Here is a 22,316-nt window from a genome sequence, read left to right as displayed (position 1 = left end):
GGCGTGCAGGGGACGAAGTGCTTCGCCCGGTCGACGCCGAAGCCCTCGAAGCTGTTGACCGCCAGGTGTGAGAGGAGCGCCGTGGCGTCCGGCCCCTCCACCGCCAGGTCGGCCATGTGGTACGACTGGTTGTAGAGCACGCACGTCTGCTGCCAGGCGAGCTGCTCGTCCCGCCAGTTCGTGAACTCGGCCGGCACGCCGGGGTAGACGTTCGGACCGGCCTGCGAGTTTCGGAGCAGCTCGACCGGGTCGTCCGCCGACCGGAGCAGGTCCTCGAGGCTTCTCTGACTCATGGTGATCCCTCCTCGCACATCTATGCACCGCCTGCCTGGATGACACCGCGGCTCGCCCGGTCGATGCCCCCGAGCTCCCCTCCCTGGAGCGCCTCGGCAACGTTGAAGAGGTGCCGGCGCATCGCTTCCTCGGCCTCTTCCGCCTCGCCCGCGAGGACTGCCTCGACGATCGCGGCATGCTCTGCTTGCGACGCGTGCGGCCGCCCCGGGATGAGGATCGTGCGGTACTGGTAGCGGACCGTCTGCGAGTTCAGCCCGTGGATCAGCCGTTGTGCCGTCGAGTGGCCCGACAGGTCGAGCAGCGCCGCATGGAGATCGGCGTTCGCATCCGAGGCGCCGAGCAGGTCGCCCGACTCGAGCAGCTCCCGGTGTCGCGCAAGGCACGCCCGCAGCCGCTCGGCTCCCGCCTCGTCGATCCGCTCGGCGGTGAGGCGCACGGCGAGCCCCTCGAGCACGGCGCGCGCCTGGAGGATCTCGATCGCCTCGCGGTCCGAGACCTGCCGCACGCGGGCGCCACGATGTGGCTCCCGGACGACGAGCCCTTCCTGCTCGAGCCGGATCAGGGCGTTCCGGACGGCGCCGCGCGACATGTTGAAGGTCGTGACGACGTCCGACTCGACGAGCCGGGAGTTCGGCGCGATCGTGCCGCGCACGATCGCCTCGCGGAGCTTCTCGTAGTCGGAGTCGGAGCTCTGTCGCGTCATGCGCGCTTCCCCACATAGAGCTCGGCATGTTCGCCGAAGTAGCTCGAGACGAGCAGGTCGTGGTTCGTCCGCAGCTCGTCCGCCGCGCCGCGGAGCACGATCTCGCCGTGCGAGAGGACGTAGGCGCGATCCGCGATCGTGAGCGCGAGCTCGATGTGCTGCTCGACGAGGACGACGCCGCACCCGCTTTCCTCGGCGTACGCCCGCACCACGGGAAGCAGCCTCTCGACGATGACGGGCGCGAGGCCGAGGCTGAGCTCGTCGAGGAGCAGGAGCGCCGGGCGCCGGGCGAGCGCCCGCCCGACGGCCAGCATCTGCTGCTCGCCGCCGGAGAGCAGGCCGCAGCGCCGGTCGCGGAGCTCGGCGAGCGCGGGGAAGTAGCGGTAGGCGACGTCCGCGTCGAGCCGCTCTCGGCGATAGCCGAGACGGAGGTGCTCGGCCACGGTGAGCCCGAAGAAGAGGCCGCGCGACTCGGGGACGTGCGCGATGCCGAGCCGGGCGCGAGCGCTCGCCGAGACGCGGCTCAGGTCGTGGCCGGCGAACCGGATGCTTCCCGCGAGCGGATGGACGAGGCCCGAGACCGCGCGCAGCGTCGTCGTCTTGCCGGCGCCGTTCGCCCCGAGCAGTGCGACCACCTCGCCGGGCTGTACGGCCAGCTCGAGGCCGCGGACGACCGCGGCGCCGTCGTAGCCCGCCGTCAGGCCGTCGATCTCCAGCACGGCCGTGCTCATGCGCTCCCCGCCCGCGTGGGCTTCTCCTCGGCGGCTTGCTCGACCTGCTGCGCGGCCGCCGCACCGCCGAGGTACGCCCGCACGACCTGCTCGTTCCGGCGCACCTCGTCCGGCGGCCCCGCCGCGATCACCTTGCCGAACTCGAGCACGACGATGCGGTCGCAGATGGTCAGCACGAGCCCCATGTCGTGGTCGATCAGCAGCGTCGTCGTGCCTGCGTCGGCGATCTGCCGGAGCCGCTGTCCCAGGTCTTCGCTCTCGCGGGTGTCGAGCCCGGCCGCGGGCTCGTCGAGACAGAGCAGCCGCGGCTCCATCGCGATCGCGCGCGCGACGCCGACGAGCTTCCGCTGTCCCTGCGTCAACTCGGAGGGCATCGCGTCGGCGAGCGAGCCGAGATCGAGCAGTCCGAGCGCGTCGGCCGGCGACTCCGCGGGGCGGGCCCGCCGGCCGACGAGCTCGGCCGCGAGCGACAGGACGGAGGGCCGTTCGGCCGCGACCGTCAGGTTCTCGAGCACGGTGAGGTCGTCGAACAGCTCCGTGCTCTGCCACGTGCGGGCGAGCCCGAGGCGGGCCCGCACGTGCGGCGGCATCCCGGCGAGATCGCGACCGTCGAGCTCGACCCGTCCCGTGTACCGCACGTAGCCGGTGATCGCATCGACGAACGTCGTCTTGCCGGCCCCGTTCGGGCCGATCAGACCGACCAGCTGGCCGTCCTCGGCGGCGAGCTCGACCTGGTCGACCGCATGGACGCCGCCGAACCGGACGGACAGGCCTGTGGTTGCGAGGACCGCGCTCACGACACGCTCGCAGGCTCCGACTCGGTGAGCTCGACCTTTCGCTTCCGGCGCATCTGCGCCGTACGGTAGAACGAGCCGGCGACGCCCTCGGGGTTCTGGATCAGCGTGAAGATGAGCACGACGCCGCCGAACAGGAGGAACCAGTTGCCCGAGAGGCCGAACCACGTGTCGAGGGCATACGGAACGAGCCCCTGCGCGGCGATGAGCCCGGCGAAGACGGCGCCGGACACGAGCGTGATGCCGCCCGCGTAGGCGAACGCGATCAGGCTGAGCGCCAGCGGGACGCTGAAGCGATCGGCGCTCACCGAGCCGAAGTTGTAGGCGTACAGCGTGCCCGCGACGCCGGCGATCAGCGCGCTGATCCCGAAGGCGACGAGCTTCACGTTCCGCACGTCGATCGCGGCGCCGGCCGCGGCCCGCTCGTTCGAGCGGACGGCGAGCATCCGCCGGCCCAGCGTCCCGCGCCGCACGGACACGACGAGCAGGGAGAGAAGGACGGTGGCGGCGAGCGCGACCCAGCCGAACACGGGGCTCGGGACGTTCCCGTCGAGACCGCGGTACGACGCGTTCGGGCCGAGGTTGATCCCGAAGAGGTGCGGATCCGGCACCGGCGAGCCGGTCGCGCCCCCGCCCCAGGTCGGGTTCACGAAGCCGAAGTTGTAGACGGCCACCGCCGCGGCGATCGTCACGACGGCAAGCGCGACGCCGCGCACACGGAGTGCCGAGACTGCCGTCACGAGCCCGAGGACAACGGCCGCGGCGATGCCCGCGAGCGGCGCCAGGGGGAAGCCGATCCCGGCGTCGACGGCGAGGTGCGAGACGGTGAAGCCGGCGACGCCCGCGAGCGCCAGCTGCACGACGGAGATCTGGCCGACGAAGCCGGTGATGACCACGAGCGACAGGGCCATCACGGTCCCGATGAGGGAGTTCGTCAGTGCCTGGCGGAAGTCGAAGGGCAGCACGACGAGCGCGATGGCGCAGAGAAGCGTCGAGGGGACGGCGAGCTTCACCGCGTGCTTCGGGCGCGGCACGTCGGGAAGACGCTGCTCGACGAGCTCGCCGCGCATCGGCAGCGAGGCTCCGCGCAGGAACATCGCCGCGACGATGAGCACGAAGACGAGCAGCTCCTTCACGCCCGGCCACGCGACACCCTCGCTGGTCGGGAACCACGACTTCGTCGACGCGTACTCGATCAGCGACTCCGCCATCCCGATGCCGAGGCCGCACGCGCATGCGATCGTGAAGGACGTCAGCCTCGCGAAGAGGGCGGCGGCGAGAGCGGGCACGACGAGGAACGGCAACGTGGTCGTGTCGAGCGCCGCCACCGACCCGGCGAAGATGCCGAGGGTGCCGAGCACGAGGCTGGCGAGCATCGAGTTCGTGAGCGACAGCTCGTTCGGCGAGAGACCCGCGAGGCGGGCCGCGATGTCGTTCTCGGACGCCGCCCGCGTTGCCAGCCCGAAGCGCGTCCAGCGGTAGAGCGCCCACAGCAGGACGGTCATCGCGACGACCATGCCGCTGAGCACGAAGGCCGACAGCGGCACGGCCCCGTCGAGCATCCGGACCACCCGGATCGGGATGATGGTCGGCTGGGGATGCTGCGACGTCCCGAAGGCGAGGAGCATCGCGGCCTGGGCCGTGAGGAGCACTCCGAGCGAGGCGACGAGCTTCGCCAGGGGGGCGGCCGTGCGGAGCGGCCGGAACACCGCGAGCTCGATCGCGACGCTGACGACGATGACGAAGGCGTAGGTGAGCGCGACCGCGAGCGGGGTCCCGACCGTGAACCCGAGCTCACCCGTCCGGAGCGCCCAGAACGAGAAGCCCGCGAGCATGGCGATCGCGCCTGCTGCCAGGTTGATGAAACCCGAGCCCCGGTACGTGACGACGATGCCGACCGCGATCGCGGCGATCACCGCCCCCGTCCCGAGGCCGAGCAGGAGGAAGAGGAGTATCTCGTTCACGTGCCCTCGTCAGCGTCGTTCGGTGGGGCCGGCCGGTCGCCGGCCCCACCGGTTCGCATGGTCGCTCTCAGCCCGGCAGCGGGCCGATCCAGCCCGATGCGCGCTTGAACTGGAACTTCCCCTCGTACGTGAATGCCTGGAACATGTCGTTGCAGATCGCCGGCGCGTCCTTGTACTTGCCGCACTGGAGCTTCGGAGCGCCCAGCGCGAGCGGGCCGCGGAACGCCTTCGCCCGCGCGAGGACCTTCGCCGACGTGATCGCGTTGACGTTCTTCGCGCCGGCCTCGTTGAGGAACCGCACGGTCGTCAGGAGCTCGGAGAACGCGACGATGTGCCACGGGTCCGGAGCGTTCTTGTCGGCCTTGTACCGCTTGATCACCGCCTGGTAGGCCGGCATGCCTTTGTCGGTCGGGTCGCCGTAGAGCGACGAGGCGATCGCGTAGGTCCACTTCGACCAGTCGCCGAGGGCGTCGATCACGGTCGAGTTGAGGCAGAGCGGCGCCGTCATGATCTTGCGCGAGTCGGTGATGCCGAGCTGCTGGAGCGACTTCGCCTGGTTCGCGCAGTCGGCCGCCGAGCCGTAGGGTGCGATGAAGTCCGCCGTCGTGGCTCCGACCGCGGTCAGCGGCGCCGTGAGGTCGGACTGGCCCTGTGTGTAACCGACCTGCTTCGTCTCGATCCCGGCCGCCTTCAGCCCGGCCGCGATGACCTGTCCCGACTCTGCGAGGCCGGGGGCGTTCGGGTAGATGACCGCGGCGGTCTTCGCCTTGAGGACGTTCTTCGCGTAGTTCCCGAACGGGAGCAGGATGTGCGGGCCGTCGCCGAAGAGGACGACGGCAGTCTTCGACGCCCCGTCGACGGGCGTGACGGCGACGCCGGTGACGACGGGCTTGCGCCCGCGGATCGTCGCGAAGAGCGACTGAGCTCCCGTCGCGACCGCGCCCGTCGCGATGACAGAGATCCGCTTGTTGTTGACGAGCTTCTGGCCGCAGGTCGTGCCTTCTTCCTCGTTCGACTTGATGAAGCATTGAACGAGCGCGACCGGATGGCCGCCGACACCGCCGAGCACGTCGTTGACGTACCTCACGGCCAGCTGCGCACCGGCCGTCGCCAGTCCGCCGATCACGACCTGGCCGCCCTGCTGGTTGACCCAGCCGATGTAGACCTTCGACAGCCTGGGGTTCGCCTTCCCACGCTTCCCCTTGACGTACGTGAGGTAGTTCGTGACCGCCGCACCGGCCGACGGAGCGGCGCTCTTCTCGGTCTTTCCGTTCGTCGCCGATGCGGCGATCGCCAGCATCAGCGCGACGAGCGCTGCGCCTGCGAGCGCGGCGCTCCGGGCAAAGCGACTCATGGCTCTCCTTCCACGTGAGAGTGAACGCGACGCCAAACTTTGCGTATGATCGAGTCAACCAGATCAGCATCAATATTGTCAACAACTTCGCGAGGGATGACCGAGACGAGCGTCTCCACGACTCTTCCTCACCAGGCGGCCGAGCTGCCGAGCGATCGCGCGCGCGCCATCGTCGTCGGTGCCTTCGACCTCCACGTCCACATCGCACCGGACGTGCCCCCGCGGCGGGTCGACGACGTCACGCTGGCGCGGCGCTTCGTCGAGCTCGGCCTCGCGGGCTTCGCGCTCAAGTCGCACTACACGTCGACCGCCGAGCGCGCACAGGTCGTCACCGGGGTGGTGCCCGGCGCGCGGGTGCTCGGCGCGGTGACGCTCAACCATGCGATCGGCGGAATGAACGCCCTCGCGGTCGAGATCGCCGCCCGGGAAGGCGCGCGGATCGTCTGGATGCCGACCTTCGACTCGCCGGCCGAGACGGCCGGTCGCTCCGACCCGAAGCCCGGTGACAACGTGCCGCAATGGGCGAAGCTCCAGCACGAGCTGCGCAGCCTCGGGCTCGGTGTCGAGCCGGTGCACGTGACCGACGAGAAGGGCCGCGTCCTGCCCGAGACGCGCGACGTCCTTCGTGCGATCGCCCGGCACGGCCTCGTGCTCGCGACGGCGCACCTCGCGCGCGACGACGCGTTCGCCGTCGTCGAGGCCGCGTTCGAGGAGGGGGTCGAGCACGTCGTCGTCACGCACCCCGAGTTCACCTCGCAACGCTTCACGATCGAGGACCAGGTCGCGCTCGCCGACCGGGGCTGCCTGATCGAGCGCTGCCTCTCGACGCCGTTCTCCGGGAAGACGAGCTTCGAGCACGTCTTCGAGGGCGTTCGCGCCGTCGGCCTCGAGCGGAACTTCTTCTCGAGCGACCTCGGAAACCCGAGCTACCCGCCCGTCGAGGACGGCCTCGCGCTGTGGGCCGACCGGCTGGTCGGCGCGGGGTTCGGCGACGACGAGACGCGCGAGATGATCGTCGGGGGCTCGCGGCGGGTCGCCGGCGAACGATGACCGCGCACGGCCCGGACGTCGCGCACATCGCGCACGCGGAGCTCCTGACGCCCGCCCCCGACGAGAGCCTGCGCTTCTTCGTCGACGTGCTCGGAATGGAGGAGGAGGCGCGCGACGGGCAGTCCGTGTACCTGCGCGGCTGGGGCGACTACCTCCGTTACGGCCTGAAGCTGACCGAGTCGGCGCGGGCCGGCGTCGGTCACGTCGCGCTGCGCGCCTGGAGCCCGGAAGCGCTCGAGCGCCGCGTCGCCGCCGTCGAGGCGACGGGTCTCGGCAGCGGCTGGATCGACGGCGACGTCGGGCACGGTCCCGCGTACCGGTTCACGGACCCGGACGGCCACGTCTTCGAGCTCTTCTACGAGGCGGAGCGTTACGTCGCCCCTCCCCACCTCGCGCCGTCGTGGCGCAACCAGCCGCAGCGCTACGTCGGGCGCGGCGCCGCGGTGAAGCGACTCGACCACGTCAACCTGCTCGCGGCCGACGTGCGCGCCGTGCGTGAGTTCTGCCAGGACGTGCTCGGCTACCGGCTGTACGAGCGCATCGAGCTCGACGACGGGCGGGAGACGGGCGCGTGGATGAGCGTCTCGATCGCGGCCCACGAGCTGATCTACGTCGCGGACTTCTACGGCGCGCGCGGACGCCTGCACCATCTGGCCTTCTGGGTCGACACCCGCGAGGAGTGCCTGCGCGCGGCGGACCTCTTCGTCGACGCAGGCGTCCCGATCGAGGCCGCCCCGTCGAAGCACGGCGTGGCCCAGGGATTCTTCCTGTACGGCATCGAGCCCGGCGGTAACCGAATCGAGGTCACGACCGGCGGCTACTTCGTCTACGACCCCGACCACGAGCCCGTCACCTGGAGCGCGGCGGAGCGCGCGCGCGGTCAATACTGGGGCGTGCAGACCGTCGAGAGCTTCCACACCTACGGCACCCCCGACGTCGCCCACGAGAAGGAGGCGGTACACCCATGAGCGAGCGGAGCCTCGAGGCCGCCCTGCAGGCGGCCGGTAGCGCGGTCGAGCTGGCGCGGAACTCGCAGATCGGCCCCTACGTCTACCCAGCCGTGCCGTCCGAGTTCACGAACTGGCGCGAGGAGCAGGTCGCCTGGCGCGAGACCTGCGCGCTGTTCGACCAGTCCCACCACATGACAGACCTCTACCTCGAGGGGCCGGATGTGATCCGGCTTCTCTCCGACCTCGGCGTCAACACCTTCGCGAACGCGGCCGTCGACAAGGCGAAGCAGTTCGTCGCCTGCAACGAGGACGGATACGTGATCGGCGACGCGATCCTCTTCTTCCTCGACGAGAACCGCGTCTCGCTCGTCGGGCGCCCCTCGGCCCACAACTGGGTGCAGTACCACGCCGAGACGGGCGATTACGACGTGACCGTCGACCGCGACGAGCGGACCGCAGTCAACCCGACCGGCGGGCGCAAGCTCTACCGCTACCAGGTGCAGGGCCCGACCGCGCTCCAGGTGCTCGAGAAGGCGACCGGCGGGCCGCTGCCGGAGATCAAGTTCTTCAACATGGGCCGGCTCGCGATCGCCGGCCACGAGGTGCGTGCCCTGCACCACGGCATGTCCGGCGCCCCCGGGCTCGAGCTGTTCGGGCCGTGGGCGGAGCGCGACGCCGTCAAGGCGGCGATCGTCGCGGCGGGAGGCGACTTCGGCCTGCGCCAAGTCGGGTCGCGCGCCTATGCGACGAACACCCTCGAGTCGGGCTGGATCCCCTGCCCGGTCCCCGCCGTCTTCACCGGCGACGCGATGAAGGCGTACCGCGAGTGGCTCCCCGCCGACTGGTACGAGGGGACGGGCTCGCTCGGCGGCAGCCTCGTCTCCGACGACATCGAGGACTACTACCTGACGCCGCACGAGCTCGGCTACGGCGGCTTCGTGAACTTCGACCACGACTTCGTCGGCCGCGAGGCACTCGAGCAGATGGACACGCCGTCGCGGCGGAAGGTGACGCTCGCCTGGAACGGCGAGGACGTGGCGCGGGCGATGGGGACGCTCTTCGAGAAGGGCGACCCCGTGAAGTACATCGACCTCCCGCTCTCCAACTACGCGACGTGGCCGTCGGACCGCGTCATGGCCGGCGACCATGCCGTCGGCGTGTCCACGTTCTCCGGGTACAGCTACAACGAGCGGTCGCTGCTCTCGCTGGCGATCGTCGACGACGACGTCGAGCTCGGCAACGAGGTCGCGATCGTCTGGGGCGAGGAACGCGGCGGCTCGAACCGGCCGGTCGTCGAGCGTCACGTGCAGACGGAGATCCGCGCCATCGTCAGCCCGTGCCCGTACAGCGAGGTCGCCCGTACGTCGTACGCCGAGGGCTGGCGGACGCAGGCCGCGGTCTAGTACGGGCCGCGGACGGTGACGACACGCGTGCAGCCGTCCCCGGGGGACGTTCTCTGGACGCCGCCGCCCGACGCGCGGCGGCGTTCCGAGGTCGGTCGCTACCTCGACTGGCTGCAGGCCGAGCGCGGCCTCGCCTTCGACGGCTACCACGACCTCCACCGCTGGTCCGTCGACGACCTCGAGGGGTTCTGGGGGTCGCTCTGGGACTTCTTCGAGATCCGGGCACACGCGCCGTACGAGCGCGTGCTGGCCTCCGACGCGATGCCCGGTGCCGTGTGGTTCCCGGGCGCGCAGCTCAACTACGCCGCGCACGCCGTCGGGCGCGACGAGGACGTGAACGAGATCGCGGTCCTCGCGCGCTCGCAGACGCGCGACCCGTTCGACCTGACGTTCGGCGAGCTCCGCGACCAGGTCGCCCGCGCCCGGGCGGGCCTCCAGCGGCTCGGCGTCGGGCCCGGAGACCGGGTCGTCGCGTACCTGCCGAACATCCCCGAGACGCTCGTCGCCTTCCTCGCCACGGCAAGCCTCGGCGCGATCTGGGCGACCTGCGCCTCCGAGTTCGGGCCCCGCAGCGTGCTCGACCGGCTCGGGCAGCTCGAGCCGAAGGTCCTCCTCGCGATCGCCGGGTACCGCTTCGGCGAAAGGCACGTCGACCGGCGCGAGCAGGTCGCCGCGGTCCGCGCGGGCCTGCACTCCCTCGAGCACGTCGTCCACGTGCCGTACGCGGGCGGCCCGGACGACGCGCTGCCCGACACGGTGTCGTGGGACGAGCTACTCGCCGAGCCCGGCCCGCTCGAGTTCGACCCGGTCCCGTTCGCGCATCCGCTCTACGTCCTCTTCTCCTCCGGAACGACCGGGTTGCCGAAGGCGATCGTCCACGGGCACGGTGGGATCCTGCTCGAGCACTGCAAGAACCTCGGGCTCTGCTTCGACATCAAGCAGGGCGACCGGCTGCTCTGGTTCACGACGACGGCGTGGATGATGTGGAACGCCCTCGTCTCGAACCTGGTTCTCCGCGCGTCGATCGTGATGATCGACGGCAACCCCGGTTACCCCGACCTCTCCTACCAGTGGCAGCTGGCCGAGGAGACGCGGGCGACGTTCATGGGCCTCTCCCCCGCGTTCACGATGTCGTGCCGCAAGGACGGCCTCGAGCCCGGGCGCCGCTTCGACCTCTCCGCGATCCGCACCGTGTGCGAGGCCGGGTCGCCGCTCCCGCCCGAGGGCTACGTCTGGCTGTACGACCAGCTCGGGCCGGACCTGTTCCTCAACGTCGGCAGCGGCGGGACCGACGTCTGCTCCGGGCTGCTCTCCGGCTACGCGATCCTGCCCGTCTACGCCGGCGAGATCACGGCCCCGTGCCTCGGCGTCGACGCCGCCGCCTTCGATCTCGACGGCAACCCCGTCGTGGACGAGCTCGGCGAGCTCGTGATCCGGCGGCCCATGCCCTCGATGCCGGTCGGCTTCTGGAACGACCCCGACGGCTCGCGCTACAGCGCCGCGTACTTCGAGCACTACCCCGGCGTCTGGCGGCATGGCGACTGGATCCTCTTCACCGAGCGCGGGAGCTGCGTCATCACCGGCCGCTCGGATGCGACGCTCAATCGCGGCGGCGTGCGGCTCGGGACGAGCGAGCTCTACGGCGTCGTCGAGGAGCTCGACGAGGTGCTCGACAGCCTCGTCGTCCACCTCGAGCAGACGGACGACTTGCTCCTCTTCGTCGTCCTCCGAGAGGGGATCGAGCTCGACGACGCGCTCCGCAGCCGGATCGCGGACGCGCTCCGCACGAGCCTCTCGCCGCGGCACCGGCCCGACGAGATCGTCGCCGTGCCGGCGATCCCGCGCACGATGACGGGCAAGAAGCTCGAGCTCCCGGTGAAGCGGATCATCGGCGGCGCGCCCGTCTCCGAGGTCGCGAGCCGCGACGCCCTCGTCGACCCCGCCGCGCTCGAGCCGTTCGTCGCGTACGCGGGGGAGCGCACCGGCCGGGCCTCATAACGGTGGCGGGGCATGGCTTCAGCCTTGCCCCTCTTTCTTCGACCGACCAGGACGGACGGGGCCGAAGCCACGCCCGCGGCGTCGCTGACGCCCTGCGCGTCGCTACGACGCGGCCACCGTCGCGGGCGGGGGCGCCTTGCCGAGGATCAGGTCGGCTGCCTTCTCGGCGATCATGATCGTCGCGGCGTTCGTGTTCGCGCGCGTGATCGTCGGCATCACCGAGGCGTCGACGACGCGCAGGCCTTCCACGCCGTGGACCCGGAGCTCGGCATCGACCACCTCACCCATCGGGCACGTCGAGGTCGGGTGGTAGACCGTCTGGCTCGCCCGCCTCACCCACTCCATGATGTCCTCCTCCGAGTCGGAGACAGGCGCGCTCAGCGGCTCGCGCTCGATCGCCTTCAGCGCAGGCTGGCCGGCGATCTCGAGCGCGATCCGCACGCCTGCCAGCATGCTCGCGCGGTCCTCGTCCGTCGTCAGGAAGTTGCAGAGCACGCACGGCTTGGAGTCGGCCATCGGCGTGCGGAGCGTCACCTTGCCGCGCGAGGTCGGCTTCACGATCACCGGGCCGAAGGCGTAACCGTTGTCGGGCGGCGGCGTCAGCCCCTCGTCGAAGAACGGCGCGGACGCGAAGTGGAACTCGACGTCGTGCGCGGGCAGGTCGGGCCGGGTGCGGAAGAACCCTCCCGCCTCGGGGTAGTTCGAGGTGAGCGGCCCGCGCCCCTCGTTCTCGAGGAGCGCGAAGTTCTCGGGCGTGAAGATGCCGAAGAGCCCCGGCTCGTCGGTGAGGTAGTTGACGTTGACCATGCAGTGGTCCTGCAGGTTGCGCCCGACGGGCAGCTCCTGGCGGACGACGATGCCGAACGGCTCGAGCTCCTCGCGGAGGCCGATCCCGGACAGCATCAGCAGCACCGGCGACTGGTAGGTGCCGGCGGAGACGATCACCTCGCGGTCGGCCCGCACGGTCTCGCGGACGCCGTTCCGGACGAGCTCGACGCCGACGGCGCGGTCGCCCTCGAAGACGAGTCGCTCGACGAAGACGCCGGGCATCACGTCCAGGTTCGGCCGCCCCTCGGCCGGATGGAGGAACGCGTCGGCGGTCGAGCAGCGCAGGCCGTTCCGCTGCGTCAGCTGGAAGCGCGAGACGCCCTCGGGCCGATCGACGTTCAGGTCGTCGACGTGCTCGTAGCCCGCCTGCACCGCGGCCTCGAGCATGAGGTCGGTGAAGGTGCTCCCGGAGCGGCAGTCGGACACCGACAGCGGGCCGCCGACGCCGTGGAACTCGTCCTCGCCGCGCTCGTTGTCCTCGGAGCGCTTGAAGTAGGGCAGCACCTCGTCGTACGACCAGCCCGTGCACCCGTCCGCAGCCCAGCCGTCGAAGTCGGCGCGGTGACCGCGGAGGTAGATCATCGCGTTGATCGAGCCGGAGCCGCCGATCACGCGACCGCGCGGGAGGTAGAGGCGGCGCCCGCCGAGCCCCGGCTCGGGCTCGCCGAGCAGGTCCCAGTCGAGGCTGGACTTGAAGACGATCGGGAACATCGCGGGGACGTGGAGCTCCGGCACCGTGTCCGGCCCGCCGGCCTCGAGCAGCAGGACGCTGACGCCGGGGCTCTCGCTGAGCCGGGCGGCGAGCACGCAGCCCGCCGATCCCGCGCCGACGATCACGTAATCGGCCATGGGAGCGCTCCTTCGAGTCGCAGGGTGACGATCATCTCAAGCCTCGGACCGCGGCGACGATCTCGTCCGCTCCGGCGAGGTAGGCGTCCTCGAGCGGGCCGCTGAACGGGACCGGTGCGAACGGCGCGCCGACGCGCGCGATCGGCGCGTCGAGGGAGTCGAACGCCGCCTCCTGGACCCGGGCTACCACCTCTGCGCCGAACCCGCCCTGCTCCACCGCCTCGTGCGCGACCACGAGGCGGCCGGTGCGTTCGACCGAGGCGACGATCGCCTCGAGGTCGAGCGGCATGAGCGTCCGCGGGTCGATCACCTCCGCCTCGATCCCGTCGTCGGCCGCGAGCCGCTCCGCCGCGGCGAGCGCGTCGTGGACGAGCCGCGAGAGCGCGACGATGGTCACGTCTCCGCCTTCGCGGAGCACGGACGCACGCCCGAGCGGGACGGACGGAAGCTGCTCGGGGACATCCTCTTTGCGGAAGTAGAGCGTCTTGCCCTCGACGAAGACGACGGGGTTCGGGTCGGCGATCGCGGTCGCGAGCAGCCCGGCGGCGTCGACGGCCCGGCTCGGCATCACGACCTTGAGCCCCGGCACGTGCGTGAGCCAGCTCTCGAGGCTCTGCGAGTGCTGCGCAGCGCCGCGCTGCCCGGCGCCGCCCTGTGTGCGAAGCACGAGCGGGACGGTGAGCTGGCCGCCGGACATGAAATGCGCCTTCGCCGCCGCGTTGACGAGCTGGTCGAGCGCGAGCGTGAGGAAGTCGACGAACATGATCTCGAGGACGGGCCGAAGGCCCGCCTGCGCGGCGCCGATCGCGACGCCGGTGATCGCCGCCTCGCTGATCGGCGTGTTCACGACCCGCTCGGTCCCGAACTCCTCGGCGAGGCCCGCGGTGGCCGTGTACGGGCCGCCTTCGGCCACGTCCTCGCCGAGCACGAGCACCCGCTCGTCGCCGCGCATCGCCTCGGCGAGCGTCCGGTTGATCGCTGCGATCATCGTCGTCTCAGGCATCCGCATAGACCATCGACTCGACGATGCCCGCGGGCGGCAAGGGGCTTTCGCGGCCGAATCGCACGGCATCTTCGACCTCCTCGGCGGCGCCGGCGGCGACTCCTCGCAGCTCGTCCTCGGCGAACCAGTCCTCGGCCACACCGTGGCGCTCGAGCCGGATGATCGGATCCTTCTCCTGCCACTCCTCCTCGGCGAGGGCCTCTCGGTAGCGGCCCGGGTCGCCCTCGTAGTGACCGCGGACGCGGTGCGTCAGGCACTCGAGCAGGAACGGCCCCCCGCCGGCACGGGCCGACTGGAGGAAGCCGCCGAACGCGTCCCACGTCGCCTGGACGTCGTTCCCGTCCACGGTCACCCGGCCAAGGCCGTACGGCGCGACGACGTCCGATACCCGCTCGACGACGGTGTGCGCCGAACGCGGCGTGAACTCGGCGAAGCCATTGTTCTCGCAGACGAGGATCAGCGGGAGCCGCCACAGCGTGGCGAGGTTGACGGTCTCGGTGAAATGGCCCGCCTGCACGGCGCCGTCGCCGAAGAAGACAACGGATACGGTGTCGAGACCGCGCAGGTGTGCGGCCAGCGCGCTCCCGAGCGCGATCGGCACGTTCCCTCCGACGACGCCGGTCGCGCCCATGAAGCCGTGCTCGACGTCGACCAGGTGCATCGAGCCGCCGAGCCCGCGGCAGAGACCTGTGTCGCGTCCCATGAGCTCCGCCATCACGCGCCCGAGGCTCGCCCCCTGTGCGATCGCGTGCCCGTGGGCCCGGTGCCCGGAGTAGACGTGATCGTCGTCGCGGAGCTGCGAGCAGACGGCCGCGGCGACGCCCTCCTGCCCGGTCGAGAGGTGAATGAGCCCGTCGATCTCGCCGGCGCGGACGAGCTGGCCGACACGCTCCTCGAAGAGGCGGATCCGCCACATGGTGGCGAGCAGGCGGATCGCCTGCTCGCCCCCGAGCTCGTCCACTAGATCCTCACGCGGTCACGGGCGCCGTGCCGAGCACGCGCTGCACGGCGGCGACGACCTTGTCGTCGTCGGGCAGGACGTACGCCTCGAGCGGCTCGGAGTACGGGATCGTGGCGTCGAGGCCGGTGACCTGGACGATCGGCGCCTTGAGCGACCCGAAGCCGTGCTCCGCTACCTCGCCCGCGATCACGGTCGACACCGAGGCGTGCCGCGTCGCCTGGTCGACGAGCACGAGATGCCCGGTCTTGTCGACCGACTCGAGGATCGTCTGCAGGTCGAGCGGCGCGATCGTGCGAGGGTCGATCACCTCGGCCTGGATGCCCTCGCCCGCGAGCCGCTCCGCGGCGCCGAGCGCGCGGTCGACCGTCCAACCCGTGCCGACGATCGTCACGTCGGAGCCTTCGCGCCGGACCGACGCCTCGCCGAACGGAACGAGGTACTCGCCGTCGGGCACCTCGCCGTGGTCGAGCGTGAGCAGGTAGTGGTGCAGGTAGACGACGGGGTTGTCGTCACGGATCGCCGTCGCCATCAGTCCCTTCGCGTCCGCCGCCGTCGACGGGACGGCGACCTTGAGCCCCGGCACGCCCATGAAGAGCGCGCTCAGCGTGCCCGTGTGCTGACCGGCCCAGCCGGCCGTGAAGCCGTAGCCGGCCTTGAGCACGATCGGCACCGTCACCTGGCCGCCGCTCATCCCGCGGAAGCGCGGCGCCTCGTTGAGCACCTGGTCCATCGCGACGAGCATGAACTCGGCCATGTACAGCTCGACGACGGGCCGGTAGCCCGCGAGCGCCGCGCCGATCGCGATGCCGATCTCCGCCGTCTCGGAGATCGGCGTGACACGCACGCGGTCCTTGCCGAAGGCATCCACGAAGGGCTCGTTCTCGGTCGTTGCCATGTTCTGCCCGAAGTAGAGAACGGATTCGTCGCGCTCCATCTCGAGCTGGATCGCCTCGAGGATCGCGGCGATGTAGGGAAGCTCGTGTGCCATCGTCAGCGCCTCCTCACGCGTAGGTGTATTCGAGGGCGGTCTCGACCTCGGGGAACGGGCTCTGCAGGCCGAAGTCGACTGCCGCCTGCAGCTCCTCGCGCACCTCCTCGGCGATGGCCGCGGCCGCCTCGCCGGTGAGGACGCCGTCGGCGACGAGACGGCCGCGGAACGCCGGCACCGGGTCGCCCTGCTTCGCGGCCTCGTACTCCTCGGGCGCGCCGAACTTCTCGATCGCCTCGTGCTCGGGGAAGTGGAGCGGGACGCCGGGCGGGGCGATGATGTTCCCGTGCGCCGATAGCCGGTACATCTGCGACTCGACGAGCGTCGGCCCCTCCCCCGCTCTGGCGCGCACGACTGCCGTGCGGACGGTCTCGTAGACCTCGAGCGGATCGCGGCCGTCGATCGTGACGCCCGGCATGCTGAACGCCTTCGCCTTCACCGAGAGGTCCTCGCCCGCCGCGCGGTTCGCGTCCTCCTGCTCCGTGCGGGTGTGGACGTTGTAGCCGTTGTTCTCCATCACGAAGACGATCGGGAGCTTCCACAGGGAGGCGATGTTGAGCGACTCGAAGAAGGCGCCCTGCTTCGACGCGCCGTCGCCGAAGAAGCAGAGCACGACCTGGCCCTTGCCGCGGATCTGCGCGGCCCAGGCTGCGCCGGTCGCGTGCGGGATGCCGGCGCCGACGATGCCCGACGTGCCGAGGAAGCCGTTCGAGACGTCGGTCAGGTGCATCGAGCCGCCGAGGCCCTTGCAGAGGCCGTCTTTCCGGCCGTAGATCTCGGCCATCATCACCTTCGGGTCGGTCCCGCGGGCGATCGGGTAGCCGTGGCAGCGGTACGTCGTGAAGAACCAGTCGTCCGGGCCGAGGTTCGCGATCGAGCCGACGATCGACGCCTCGGCGCCGTCCGCGAGGTGCGTGTGCCCGCGGATCACGCCGGGGTGCTCCTCGAACGTGCGCTTCACGCGCTCCTCGAACTCCCGGATCCGCGACATCTGCCGGTAGATCCAGACGAGGTGCTCGCGCTCGAGTTTCTCGACTCCCTGCGGTGCGCTCATGCGGAGCTCCTCTCGTGCTCGAACTGGCCGATCGTGGTGTCGTAGGCGCGCTGGAAGATGACGTCGATGGGATTGTTGCGAAGCTCCTCGGAGAGCACCTCGACGCCCCACGGGCCTAGATAGCCGTGGTCGCGACAGGCCTCGATGTAGCCGCGGATGTCGAACTCGCCCTCGCCCGGCAACCGACGGTGGTTGATCACCTCGTCGACCGGGTCCGCCATGTTCTCGATCTGACCGTCGGAGAGCTCGACCCAGGAGAGGTGCTCGACCGGGATGCGTCGCAGCTCGTCGGGCGCGATCCCGAGCTTGGACATGTGCCACGTGTCGATCGCGATGCCGCCGTTCGCCGCGCCGGCGCCGACGACGACTTCGAGCGCCGCGTCGATCGAGTGGACGTTGACGTCGGGCGGCATCGGCTCGTAGACGATCTTCGCGTCCGTGTGCTGCGCGGCGTCCGCGCAGAGCTCACCGAAGCGCTCGGTGAGCTGTGCGAGCGAGGCCGGCCTCCCGAAGATGTTCGCGACCTTGACGTGGTGCGCCTCGAGGACGCCCGCGGCCTCGAACAGGAGCGCCCGGGCCCGGTCGGAGGCGCGGCGGAGCTCGTCGTCGGGATCGAGGAACCAGTCGAGCAGGCACTCGACCTCGAGGTGGCGGAGCCCGTTGCCGTCGAAGACCCGCTTCATCTCCTGCAGGCTCCGGGTCTCGAGCACGTGCTCGAGGTCGGCGTGCCAGATGCCGAGGCCGCTGAAGCCGACCTCGCGCGCGGCCGCACAGCGGTCTGCCCAGTCGAACAGGCTCCACTCGCGGCCGACGTGCACCTCGACCGGTCCCGAGACCGTCCAGTAGAGCGCGACCAGCTCGACCTGCTCACCCATCACCGGCTCTCCCGTCCGCCCATGCGTGTCGGGCCGAGCGTAACGCTGCTAGAACCCGCAGGCACGCGGGGCTGCAGCCGCCGCCGGCGCGACGACGGGACACTCTCAACCGTCTGCCCGTTTGTCAAGACGCTGTTCCGGTTGGTGAGACAACGCGCTACGATCGTCGCGATGCCCGAGTCCGGGACCGGCACCTCGCAGTCGCTCGAGCGCGGCCTCGCGATCCTTTCCGCCTTCGATTCCGACCGGCCGCTGATCGGGGTGAGTGAGCTGTCGCGCGAGCTCGCGCTCAGCCGCAGCACCGCCCACCGCTACATCGCGACGCTCGCGCGCCTCGGCTACCTCCAGCAGGACCCCGACTCGAAGCGCTACCGGCTCGGCCCGAAGGTGCTCGACCTCGGCTTCTCCGCGATCAACTCGATGGACGTGCGCGAGATCTCGGCGCCGCACCTGCGACGCCTCTCGGACGAGACGGGCCATACCGTCAACCTCGCGATCCTGGACGGCACCGACGTCGTCTACATCGAGCGGTGCCGCACGGCCCAGCCCGGCCAGCGCGAGATCGACCTCAACCTCCACGTCGGCGCGCGGCTGCCGGCCTACTGCACCGCGATGGGGAAGGCGATCCTCGCGTTCGTCCCGGAGGACCGCCGCGAGGCGATCATCGAGCGGATCGACTTCGTCTCGCGCGGCCCGAACACCATCACGGATCCGGCGGAGTTCAGAGCCGAGCTCGAGCGGATCCGCGTGTCTGGGTTCGCCGTCAACGACGAGGAGCTCGCCTACGGTCTGCGGTCGATCGCGGCTCCGATCCAGGCCCACTCCGGCGAGGTGCTGGCGGCACTCAACCTCGCCGTGCACCGCACGATGTCCACGATGGACGAGCTGATCGCCCGGTTCGGCCCCGCCGTGAAGCAGACGGCGGAGGACATCTCGCTCGGCATGGGCCATCGGCTGGTCCCCGCGTAGCGGTGTCCGAGCGTCTCGCGCTCCGAGACGTCGTCGCGATCGACGTCCACACGCACGCCGAGATGTCGCGCGCGGGGCACGACTCGCTGCCCGACGATCTACGCGAGGCCGCGATCGAGCACTTCCGCGGACAGTCGGCACGTCCGACCGCCGAAGAGCTCGCGGCGTTCTACCGCGAGCGGAAGATGATGGCCGTCGTCTTCACGGTCGACGCCGAGTCGACGACCGGCCAGCCCCGCGTGCCGAACGAGGAGATCGCCGAGGTCGCGCGGGCAAACGCGGACGTGCTGATCCCGTTCGCGAGCATCGACCCGCACAAGGGCCGCAAGGGCGTCGACGAGGCGAAGCGCCTGATCGCCGAGCACGGCGTCCGCGGCTTCAAGTTCCACCCGAACATCCAGGCCTTCTTCCCGAACGAGCGGCTGGCATACCCCTTCTACGAGGTGATCGAGGCCGCGGGCCTCCCCGTCCTCTTCCACACCGGCCACTCGGGCATCGGCTCCGGGATGCCCGGCGGAGGCGGTATCCGGCTCAAGTACTCGAACCCGATGCACGTCGACGACGTCGCCGTCGACTTCCCGGACCTCAAGATCGTGCTCGCGCACCCCTCGTTCCCCTGGCAGGACGAGGCGCTCTCCATCGCGATGCACAAGCCGCAGGTGTTCATCGACCTCTCGGGCTGGTCGCCGAAGTACTTCCCCGAGCAGCTCGTCCGCTACGCGAACACGCTGCTGCGCAACCAGGTGCTCTTCGGAACGGACTACCCCTTCATCACCCCCGAACGCTGGCTCGCGGACTTCGACGCGCTCGAGATCAAGCCCGAGGTGCGGCCGCTCATCCTGAAGGAGAACGCCGTCAGGTTGCTCGGGCTCGGCGCCGCGGGCTGAGCGTCACGCGGCGGGCGTCGGGCCGTCGTCGGCGTCGTGCGGAAAGCCCTCGTCGAGCGCCCGCAGGATCCTGGCCGCTGCCTCGCCGGGGTGCTCCGCACGCGCCCGCGCCCGCCCGACGGCATCGAGCAGCGCCTGCGTCGTGACCGGCATGGGAATCAGCGTCGCATCCTCGGCGAGGTTCGCGTAGCGCTCGAAGTCCGGCTGCGGCGCCTCGAAGACGATCGGCGTCGATCCCTGCGAGCCGAGAACGCCGAGCAGGGTGTCACCCCGCTGCATCGAGCAGGTCGAGACGACGACGTCGGCGCCGGAAACGAGCCCACAACGCTCCTGCTCGAGCAGCGGGCAGCGGTCGTGCCCGTCGGGATGCTCGCCGGCACACGTCGCGACGTCGTACCCCGCGTCGCGCAGCACCTCCGCATACGCCCAGAGCTGCGCGTGATCCGGGTTCTCCACGAGCACGCGGTCGCGTCCGCGGCGCTCGTCCCAGTCGCCGACCTCGATCACGTGCTTCTTCGCCATGCCGGCACTATCGGTGTCGTCGGTGCCGCGCGTATGCGCGCGGACGCGGAACGCGCTACGGGTTTCTACGGACGAGCGTCGCGGAGCTGCGCCAGCCAACCGGCCGCGGCCGAGGCGACGCGGGGCTCGACGCCGAGCTCCTCGAGATACGACGCGGCCGCAAGCATCTCGTCCATCCGCCGTGCCGCGTGGGCCTTGGAGCCGGTGAGCAGCCGCTCGAGCAGCGGCTCGCCGAGCACGGCCGCCATGTCCGCGCGAGCTCGCTCCTCCGCGCCCGCTGCGCGGGCCGCGGCGAGGCTCTCCACCGCCGCCGCCGCGACGCCCTTCATGAACACGCTGCGGAGGAGCTTGAGGCCGGCGGCCTCCCCCGGCTCCCGCCCGACGACCTCGATGGGCATGCCGAGAGGCCCGAGGAGCTTCGCGAAGCGCTCGGCTCCGGCGCCCGACGCGAGCGCCGGCGTCGCCAGACCCGTGGCGGGCACGGTTCCCACGAGCGCGACGTCGGCGAAGAGGCAAGGCGCCGTGTCCGCGAGCTCGCGCTTGAGCGCCGGGGACGACGTGTTGAGATCGGCGTAGAGGGTCTCGGCGTCCAGCGCCCCCTTCACGCTCTCGGCGACCTCGAGGGCGACGGCGGCCGCATTGAGGCTCAGCACGACGTCGGCACCGCTCACCGCCGCAGGGCCGTCGGCCGTGAGCGACACGCCACTCGGCCGTGCGACGGGGTCCCAGCCGCGCACATCGGCTCCCGCCGCCACGAGGTCGGCGGCGATCCGGCCGCCGGCCTCCCCCAGGCCGAGGACGGCGACCCTCATTCCTCGACGAGCGCGCGCAGGCCCTGCAGGTCGTACGAGAGCTCGCCGTCCTGGTAGCGCCGGCGCATCGCGGTCTCCCGCTCGGTGCGCTCGACCGCGAGGGGGAGCACCTCGTCGAGCCGCTCGGCCGGAAGCACGAGCGCGCCGTCGCCGTCGAGGACGACGAGGTCGCCGGGCCGGATCTCGACGCGGCCGACCACGACGGGCACGTCGAGCTTCCCAACCTGCCCCTTGGTCGCACCCTGGGCGCGCACGTGCCGCGTCCAGATCGGGAGGCCGAGCTCTGCGAGCTCGTCGAGGTCGCGGATCGCTCCGTCGACGAGCACGCCCGCGACGCCCTGCCGCTGCGCCTGCGTCGCGAGCAGCTCCCCGACGAGGGCGACGGGCGCCGGCTCGGTGCTCGTGAGCACGAGGACGTCGCCCGGGCGCGCGTGTGCCACGGACGCGTGCACCATCGTGTTGTCGCCCGGCTCGCAGAGCGCCGTTCGGGCCGGCCCGGCGACGCGCGACCCGGGCACGACCCGGATCAGCGGCACGTCGACGATCCCGACACGGCCCGCGGCCTCGTGCACGGTCGCGACCCCGAGCGCGGCGATGGCGGCGTAGTCGATCACAACACGTCGACGACGACCGGGAGCTCGCGCTGGAACGCCTCCGCATAGCGAATCCCGCCGCGCCCGGAGATCCGGCGCGCGTGGTTCGCTCGATGCTCCGCCCGCTCGGAGTAGTACTGCCGCAGGTACGACTGCGCGCCCATCGCGTCCATCGCGGCGACCTTCTTCTCCCAGACGGGCGTGATGTCGAGGAACGTCGTGGGGACGAATCCGCAGAGCTCGGGCTGGTGCGGCTCGAACGACAGGAGCTCGGGCGGCGTGATCGTCACGAAGCCGCTGGCAACGCCCGCACCGCTCGCGAGCTGCCGGGCGCGGACCGTGGCCTCGTGCGCGACGCCGTGGTCCGGGTTGAAGGGGTCGAGCGCGGCATGCGTGAGGACGAGTCGGGGCGCAAGCTCCCGCAGCAGGTCGGTGAGCCGCTCTGTCGCAACCGCATCGACGACGAGCGGGTAGTCGCCGAGGTCGAGGCTCTGGAAGCTCGCCCCGAGGACATCGGCCGCGCGCTCGGCTTCGCCGTGGCGGATCTCCTTGACGCGCTCCTCCGTCTGCCCCTTCTCCTTCCAGAGCTCCCCGGACTCGCCGCGCTCGCCGTACGAGAGCGCGACCACGTGGACGTCCGCACCGCGCTCGGCGGCAAGGGCGATCGCTCCCGCCGCCCGCCACACGAAGTCGGCCGAGTGCGCGCTGACGACGACGATCGACTCGCCGGCCAC

The 22,316-nt window shown here is 71.1% G+C and carries 21 protein-coding genes and 1 pseudogene; 6 read left to right on the top strand and 16 right to left on the bottom strand.

All coding sequences use genetic code 11. The annotated features are described in order from the left end of the window. From VNM44_RS12995 to VNM44_RS12970, 6 genes and pseudogenes are all read right to left on the bottom strand, one after another. Positions 1-293: pseudogene (locus VNM44_RS12995) on the bottom strand (aminomethyl transferase family protein); the annotation flags it as partial. Between the two features lie 20 nt (positions 294-313). Further along, entirely contained in the window at positions 314-997 is a 684-nt protein-coding gene (locus VNM44_RS12990) for a GntR family transcriptional regulator (RefSeq protein ID WP_325626308.1), read from the bottom strand. Beyond that, a complete protein-coding gene (locus tag VNM44_RS12985) occupies positions 994-1,728 on the bottom strand; it encodes an ABC transporter ATP-binding protein (protein ID WP_325626307.1) in 735 nt (244 codons plus the stop codon). Before VNM44_RS12985 ends, VNM44_RS12990 begins: the two co-directional genes overlap by 4 nt. Further along, the gene (locus VNM44_RS12980) at positions 1,725-2,525 is read right to left on the bottom strand and encodes an ABC transporter ATP-binding protein (RefSeq protein ID WP_325626306.1); all 801 of its coding nucleotides are present in this window, start codon (positions 2,523-2,525) and stop codon (positions 1,725-1,727) included. Before VNM44_RS12980 ends, VNM44_RS12985 begins: the two co-directional genes overlap by 4 nt. Next, entirely contained in the window at positions 2,522-4,486 is a 1,965-nt protein-coding gene (locus VNM44_RS12975) for an ABC transporter permease (protein ID WP_325626305.1), read from the bottom strand. The genes VNM44_RS12980 and VNM44_RS12975 overlap by 4 nt, the downstream gene beginning before the upstream one ends. Before the next feature lie 67 nt (positions 4,487-4,553). After that, positions 4,554-5,840 carry an ABC transporter substrate-binding protein gene (locus VNM44_RS12970; RefSeq protein ID WP_325626304.1) on the bottom strand — a complete coding sequence of 429 codons (1,287 nt, stop codon included), beginning with the start codon at positions 5,838-5,840 and terminating at the stop codon, positions 4,554-4,556. Between the two features lie 96 nt (positions 5,841-5,936). On the opposite strand from VNM44_RS12970, the gene VNM44_RS12965 reads away from it, so the two are divergent. The 4 genes from VNM44_RS12965 to VNM44_RS12950 are packed head-to-tail and all read left to right on the top strand — an operon-like array spanning position 5,937 to position 11,241. Further along, entirely contained in the window at positions 5,937-6,890 is a 954-nt protein-coding gene (locus tag VNM44_RS12965; protein WP_325626303.1) for a DUF6282 family protein, read from the top strand. Beyond that, on the top strand, positions 6,887-7,858 hold the full coding sequence (locus VNM44_RS12960) for a catechol 2,3-dioxygenase (RefSeq protein WP_325626302.1): 972 nt from the start codon (positions 6,887-6,889) through the stop codon (positions 7,856-7,858). The genes VNM44_RS12965 and VNM44_RS12960 overlap by 4 nt, the downstream gene beginning before the upstream one ends. Beyond that, the gene (ligM, locus tag VNM44_RS12955; protein ID WP_325626301.1) at positions 7,855-9,243 is read left to right on the top strand and encodes a vanillate/3-O-methylgallate O-demethylase; all 1,389 of its coding nucleotides are present in this window, start codon (positions 7,855-7,857) and stop codon (positions 9,241-9,243) included. The genes VNM44_RS12960 and ligM overlap by 4 nt, the downstream gene beginning before the upstream one ends. 15 nt (positions 9,244-9,258) lie before the next feature. Then, entirely contained in the window at positions 9,259-11,241 is a 1,983-nt protein-coding gene (locus VNM44_RS12950) for an acetoacetate--CoA ligase (RefSeq protein ID WP_325626300.1), read from the top strand. 102 nt (positions 11,242-11,343) lie between these two features. Here VNM44_RS12950 and VNM44_RS12945 read toward each other — a convergent pair whose 3' ends face one another. The 6 genes from VNM44_RS12945 to VNM44_RS12920 are packed head-to-tail and all read right to left on the bottom strand — an operon-like array spanning position 11,344 to position 17,799. Next, on the bottom strand, positions 11,344-12,918 hold the full coding sequence (locus tag VNM44_RS12945) for a GMC family oxidoreductase (RefSeq protein WP_325626299.1): 1,575 nt from the start codon (positions 12,916-12,918) through the stop codon (positions 11,344-11,346). Positions 12,919-12,949: 31 nt separating this feature from the next. Continuing rightward, the gene (locus VNM44_RS12940) at positions 12,950-13,921 is read right to left on the bottom strand and encodes an alpha-ketoacid dehydrogenase subunit beta (protein WP_325626298.1); all 972 of its coding nucleotides are present in this window, start codon (positions 13,919-13,921) and stop codon (positions 12,950-12,952) included. Then, positions 13,914-14,882, bottom strand: a complete 969-nt coding sequence (locus VNM44_RS12935) for a thiamine pyrophosphate-dependent dehydrogenase E1 component subunit alpha (protein WP_325626297.1) — start codon at positions 14,880-14,882, stop codon at positions 13,914-13,916. Before VNM44_RS12935 ends, VNM44_RS12940 begins: the two co-directional genes overlap by 8 nt. A gap of 7 nt (positions 14,883-14,889) precedes the next feature. Beyond that, the gene (locus VNM44_RS12930) at positions 14,890-15,870 is read right to left on the bottom strand and encodes an alpha-ketoacid dehydrogenase subunit beta (RefSeq protein ID WP_325626296.1); all 981 of its coding nucleotides are present in this window, start codon (positions 15,868-15,870) and stop codon (positions 14,890-14,892) included. A gap of 13 nt (positions 15,871-15,883) precedes the next feature. Next, the gene (locus tag VNM44_RS12925; protein WP_325626295.1) at positions 15,884-16,924 is read right to left on the bottom strand and encodes a thiamine pyrophosphate-dependent dehydrogenase E1 component subunit alpha; all 1,041 of its coding nucleotides are present in this window, start codon (positions 16,922-16,924) and stop codon (positions 15,884-15,886) included. Next, positions 16,921-17,799, bottom strand: a complete 879-nt coding sequence (locus tag VNM44_RS12920; RefSeq protein WP_325626294.1) for a sugar phosphate isomerase/epimerase — start codon at positions 17,797-17,799, stop codon at positions 16,921-16,923. Before VNM44_RS12920 ends, VNM44_RS12925 begins: the two co-directional genes overlap by 4 nt. 171 nt (positions 17,800-17,970) lie before the next feature. Here VNM44_RS12920 and VNM44_RS12915 point away from each other — a divergent pair, with 171 nt between their 5' ends. Beyond that, a complete protein-coding gene (locus VNM44_RS12915) occupies positions 17,971-18,768 on the top strand; it encodes an IclR family transcriptional regulator (protein WP_325626293.1) in 798 nt (265 codons plus the stop codon). A 2-nt stretch (positions 18,769-18,770) separates the two neighbouring features. Further along, entirely contained in the window at positions 18,771-19,655 is an 885-nt protein-coding gene (locus tag VNM44_RS12910) for an amidohydrolase family protein (protein ID WP_325626292.1), read from the top strand. 3 nt (positions 19,656-19,658) lie between these two features. On the opposite strand, the gene VNM44_RS12905 is transcribed toward VNM44_RS12910, so the two are convergent. The 4 genes from VNM44_RS12905 to VNM44_RS12890 form a co-directional block, all read right to left on the bottom strand. Then, on the bottom strand, positions 19,659-20,177 hold the full coding sequence (locus VNM44_RS12905) for a hypothetical protein (protein WP_325626291.1): 519 nt from the start codon (positions 20,175-20,177) through the stop codon (positions 19,659-19,661). 65 nt (positions 20,178-20,242) lie between these two features. Beyond that, on the bottom strand, positions 20,243-20,989 hold the full coding sequence (locus tag VNM44_RS12900; protein ID WP_325626290.1) for an NAD(P)-dependent oxidoreductase: 747 nt from the start codon (positions 20,987-20,989) through the stop codon (positions 20,243-20,245). Then, positions 20,986-21,603: a 4-carboxy-4-hydroxy-2-oxoadipate aldolase/oxaloacetate decarboxylase gene (locus tag VNM44_RS12895; RefSeq protein ID WP_325626289.1), complete on the bottom strand. Its 618-nt coding sequence runs from the start codon at positions 21,601-21,603 to the stop codon at positions 20,986-20,988. The genes VNM44_RS12900 and VNM44_RS12895 overlap by 4 nt, the downstream gene beginning before the upstream one ends. Continuing rightward, positions 21,600-22,316 (bottom strand): PIG-L deacetylase family protein, encoded by a 717-nt coding sequence (locus VNM44_RS12890; RefSeq protein ID WP_325626288.1) that lies wholly within the window; start codon positions 22,314-22,316, stop codon positions 21,600-21,602. Before VNM44_RS12890 ends, VNM44_RS12895 begins: the two co-directional genes overlap by 4 nt.

This window comes from Gaiella sp. (assembly GCF_035558935.1).
Lineage (GTDB): Bacteria > Actinomycetota > Thermoleophilia > Gaiellales > Gaiellaceae > Gaiella.
The sequence above is the reverse complement of the archived record's forward strand: the minus strand, read 5'-3'. Positions and strand labels throughout refer to the sequence as shown.

Coding starts and splice junctions, on each gene's coding strand:
- VNM44_RS12990 (WP_325626308.1), bottom strand. CDS start 997: ATGACGCGACAGAGCTCCGACTCCGACTACGAGAAGCTCCGCGAGGCG.
- VNM44_RS12915 (WP_325626293.1), top strand. CDS start 17,971: ATGCCCGAGTCCGGGACCGGCACCTCGCAGTCGCTCGAGCGCGGCCTC.
- VNM44_RS12945 (WP_325626299.1), bottom strand. CDS start 12,918: ATGGCCGATTACGTGATCGTCGGCGCGGGATCGGCGGGCTGCGTGCTC.
- VNM44_RS12905 (WP_325626291.1), bottom strand. CDS start 20,177: ATGGCGAAGAAGCACGTGATCGAGGTCGGCGACTGGGACGAGCGCCGC.
- VNM44_RS12970 (WP_325626304.1), bottom strand. CDS start 5,840: ATGAGTCGCTTTGCCCGGAGCGCCGCGCTCGCAGGCGCAGCGCTCGTC.
- VNM44_RS12900 (WP_325626290.1), bottom strand. CDS start 20,989: ATGAGGGTCGCCGTCCTCGGCCTGGGGGAGGCCGGCGGCCGGATCGCC.
- VNM44_RS12940 (WP_325626298.1), bottom strand. CDS start 13,921: ATGCCTGAGACGACGATGATCGCAGCGATCAACCGGACGCTCGCCGAG.
- ligM (WP_325626301.1), top strand. CDS start 7,855: ATGAGCGAGCGGAGCCTCGAGGCCGCCCTGCAGGCGGCCGGTAGCGCG.
- VNM44_RS12985 (WP_325626307.1), bottom strand. CDS start 1,728: ATGAGCACGGCCGTGCTGGAGATCGACGGCCTGACGGCGGGCTACGAC.
- VNM44_RS12965 (WP_325626303.1), top strand. CDS start 5,937: ATGACCGAGACGAGCGTCTCCACGACTCTTCCTCACCAGGCGGCCGAG.
- VNM44_RS12920 (WP_325626294.1), bottom strand. CDS start 17,799: ATGGGTGAGCAGGTCGAGCTGGTCGCGCTCTACTGGACGGTCTCGGGA.
- VNM44_RS12960 (WP_325626302.1), top strand. CDS start 6,887: ATGACCGCGCACGGCCCGGACGTCGCGCACATCGCGCACGCGGAGCTC.
- VNM44_RS12925 (WP_325626295.1), bottom strand. CDS start 16,924: ATGAGCGCACCGCAGGGAGTCGAGAAACTCGAGCGCGAGCACCTCGTC.
- VNM44_RS12930 (WP_325626296.1), bottom strand. CDS start 15,870: ATGGCACACGAGCTTCCCTACATCGCCGCGATCCTCGAGGCGATCCAG.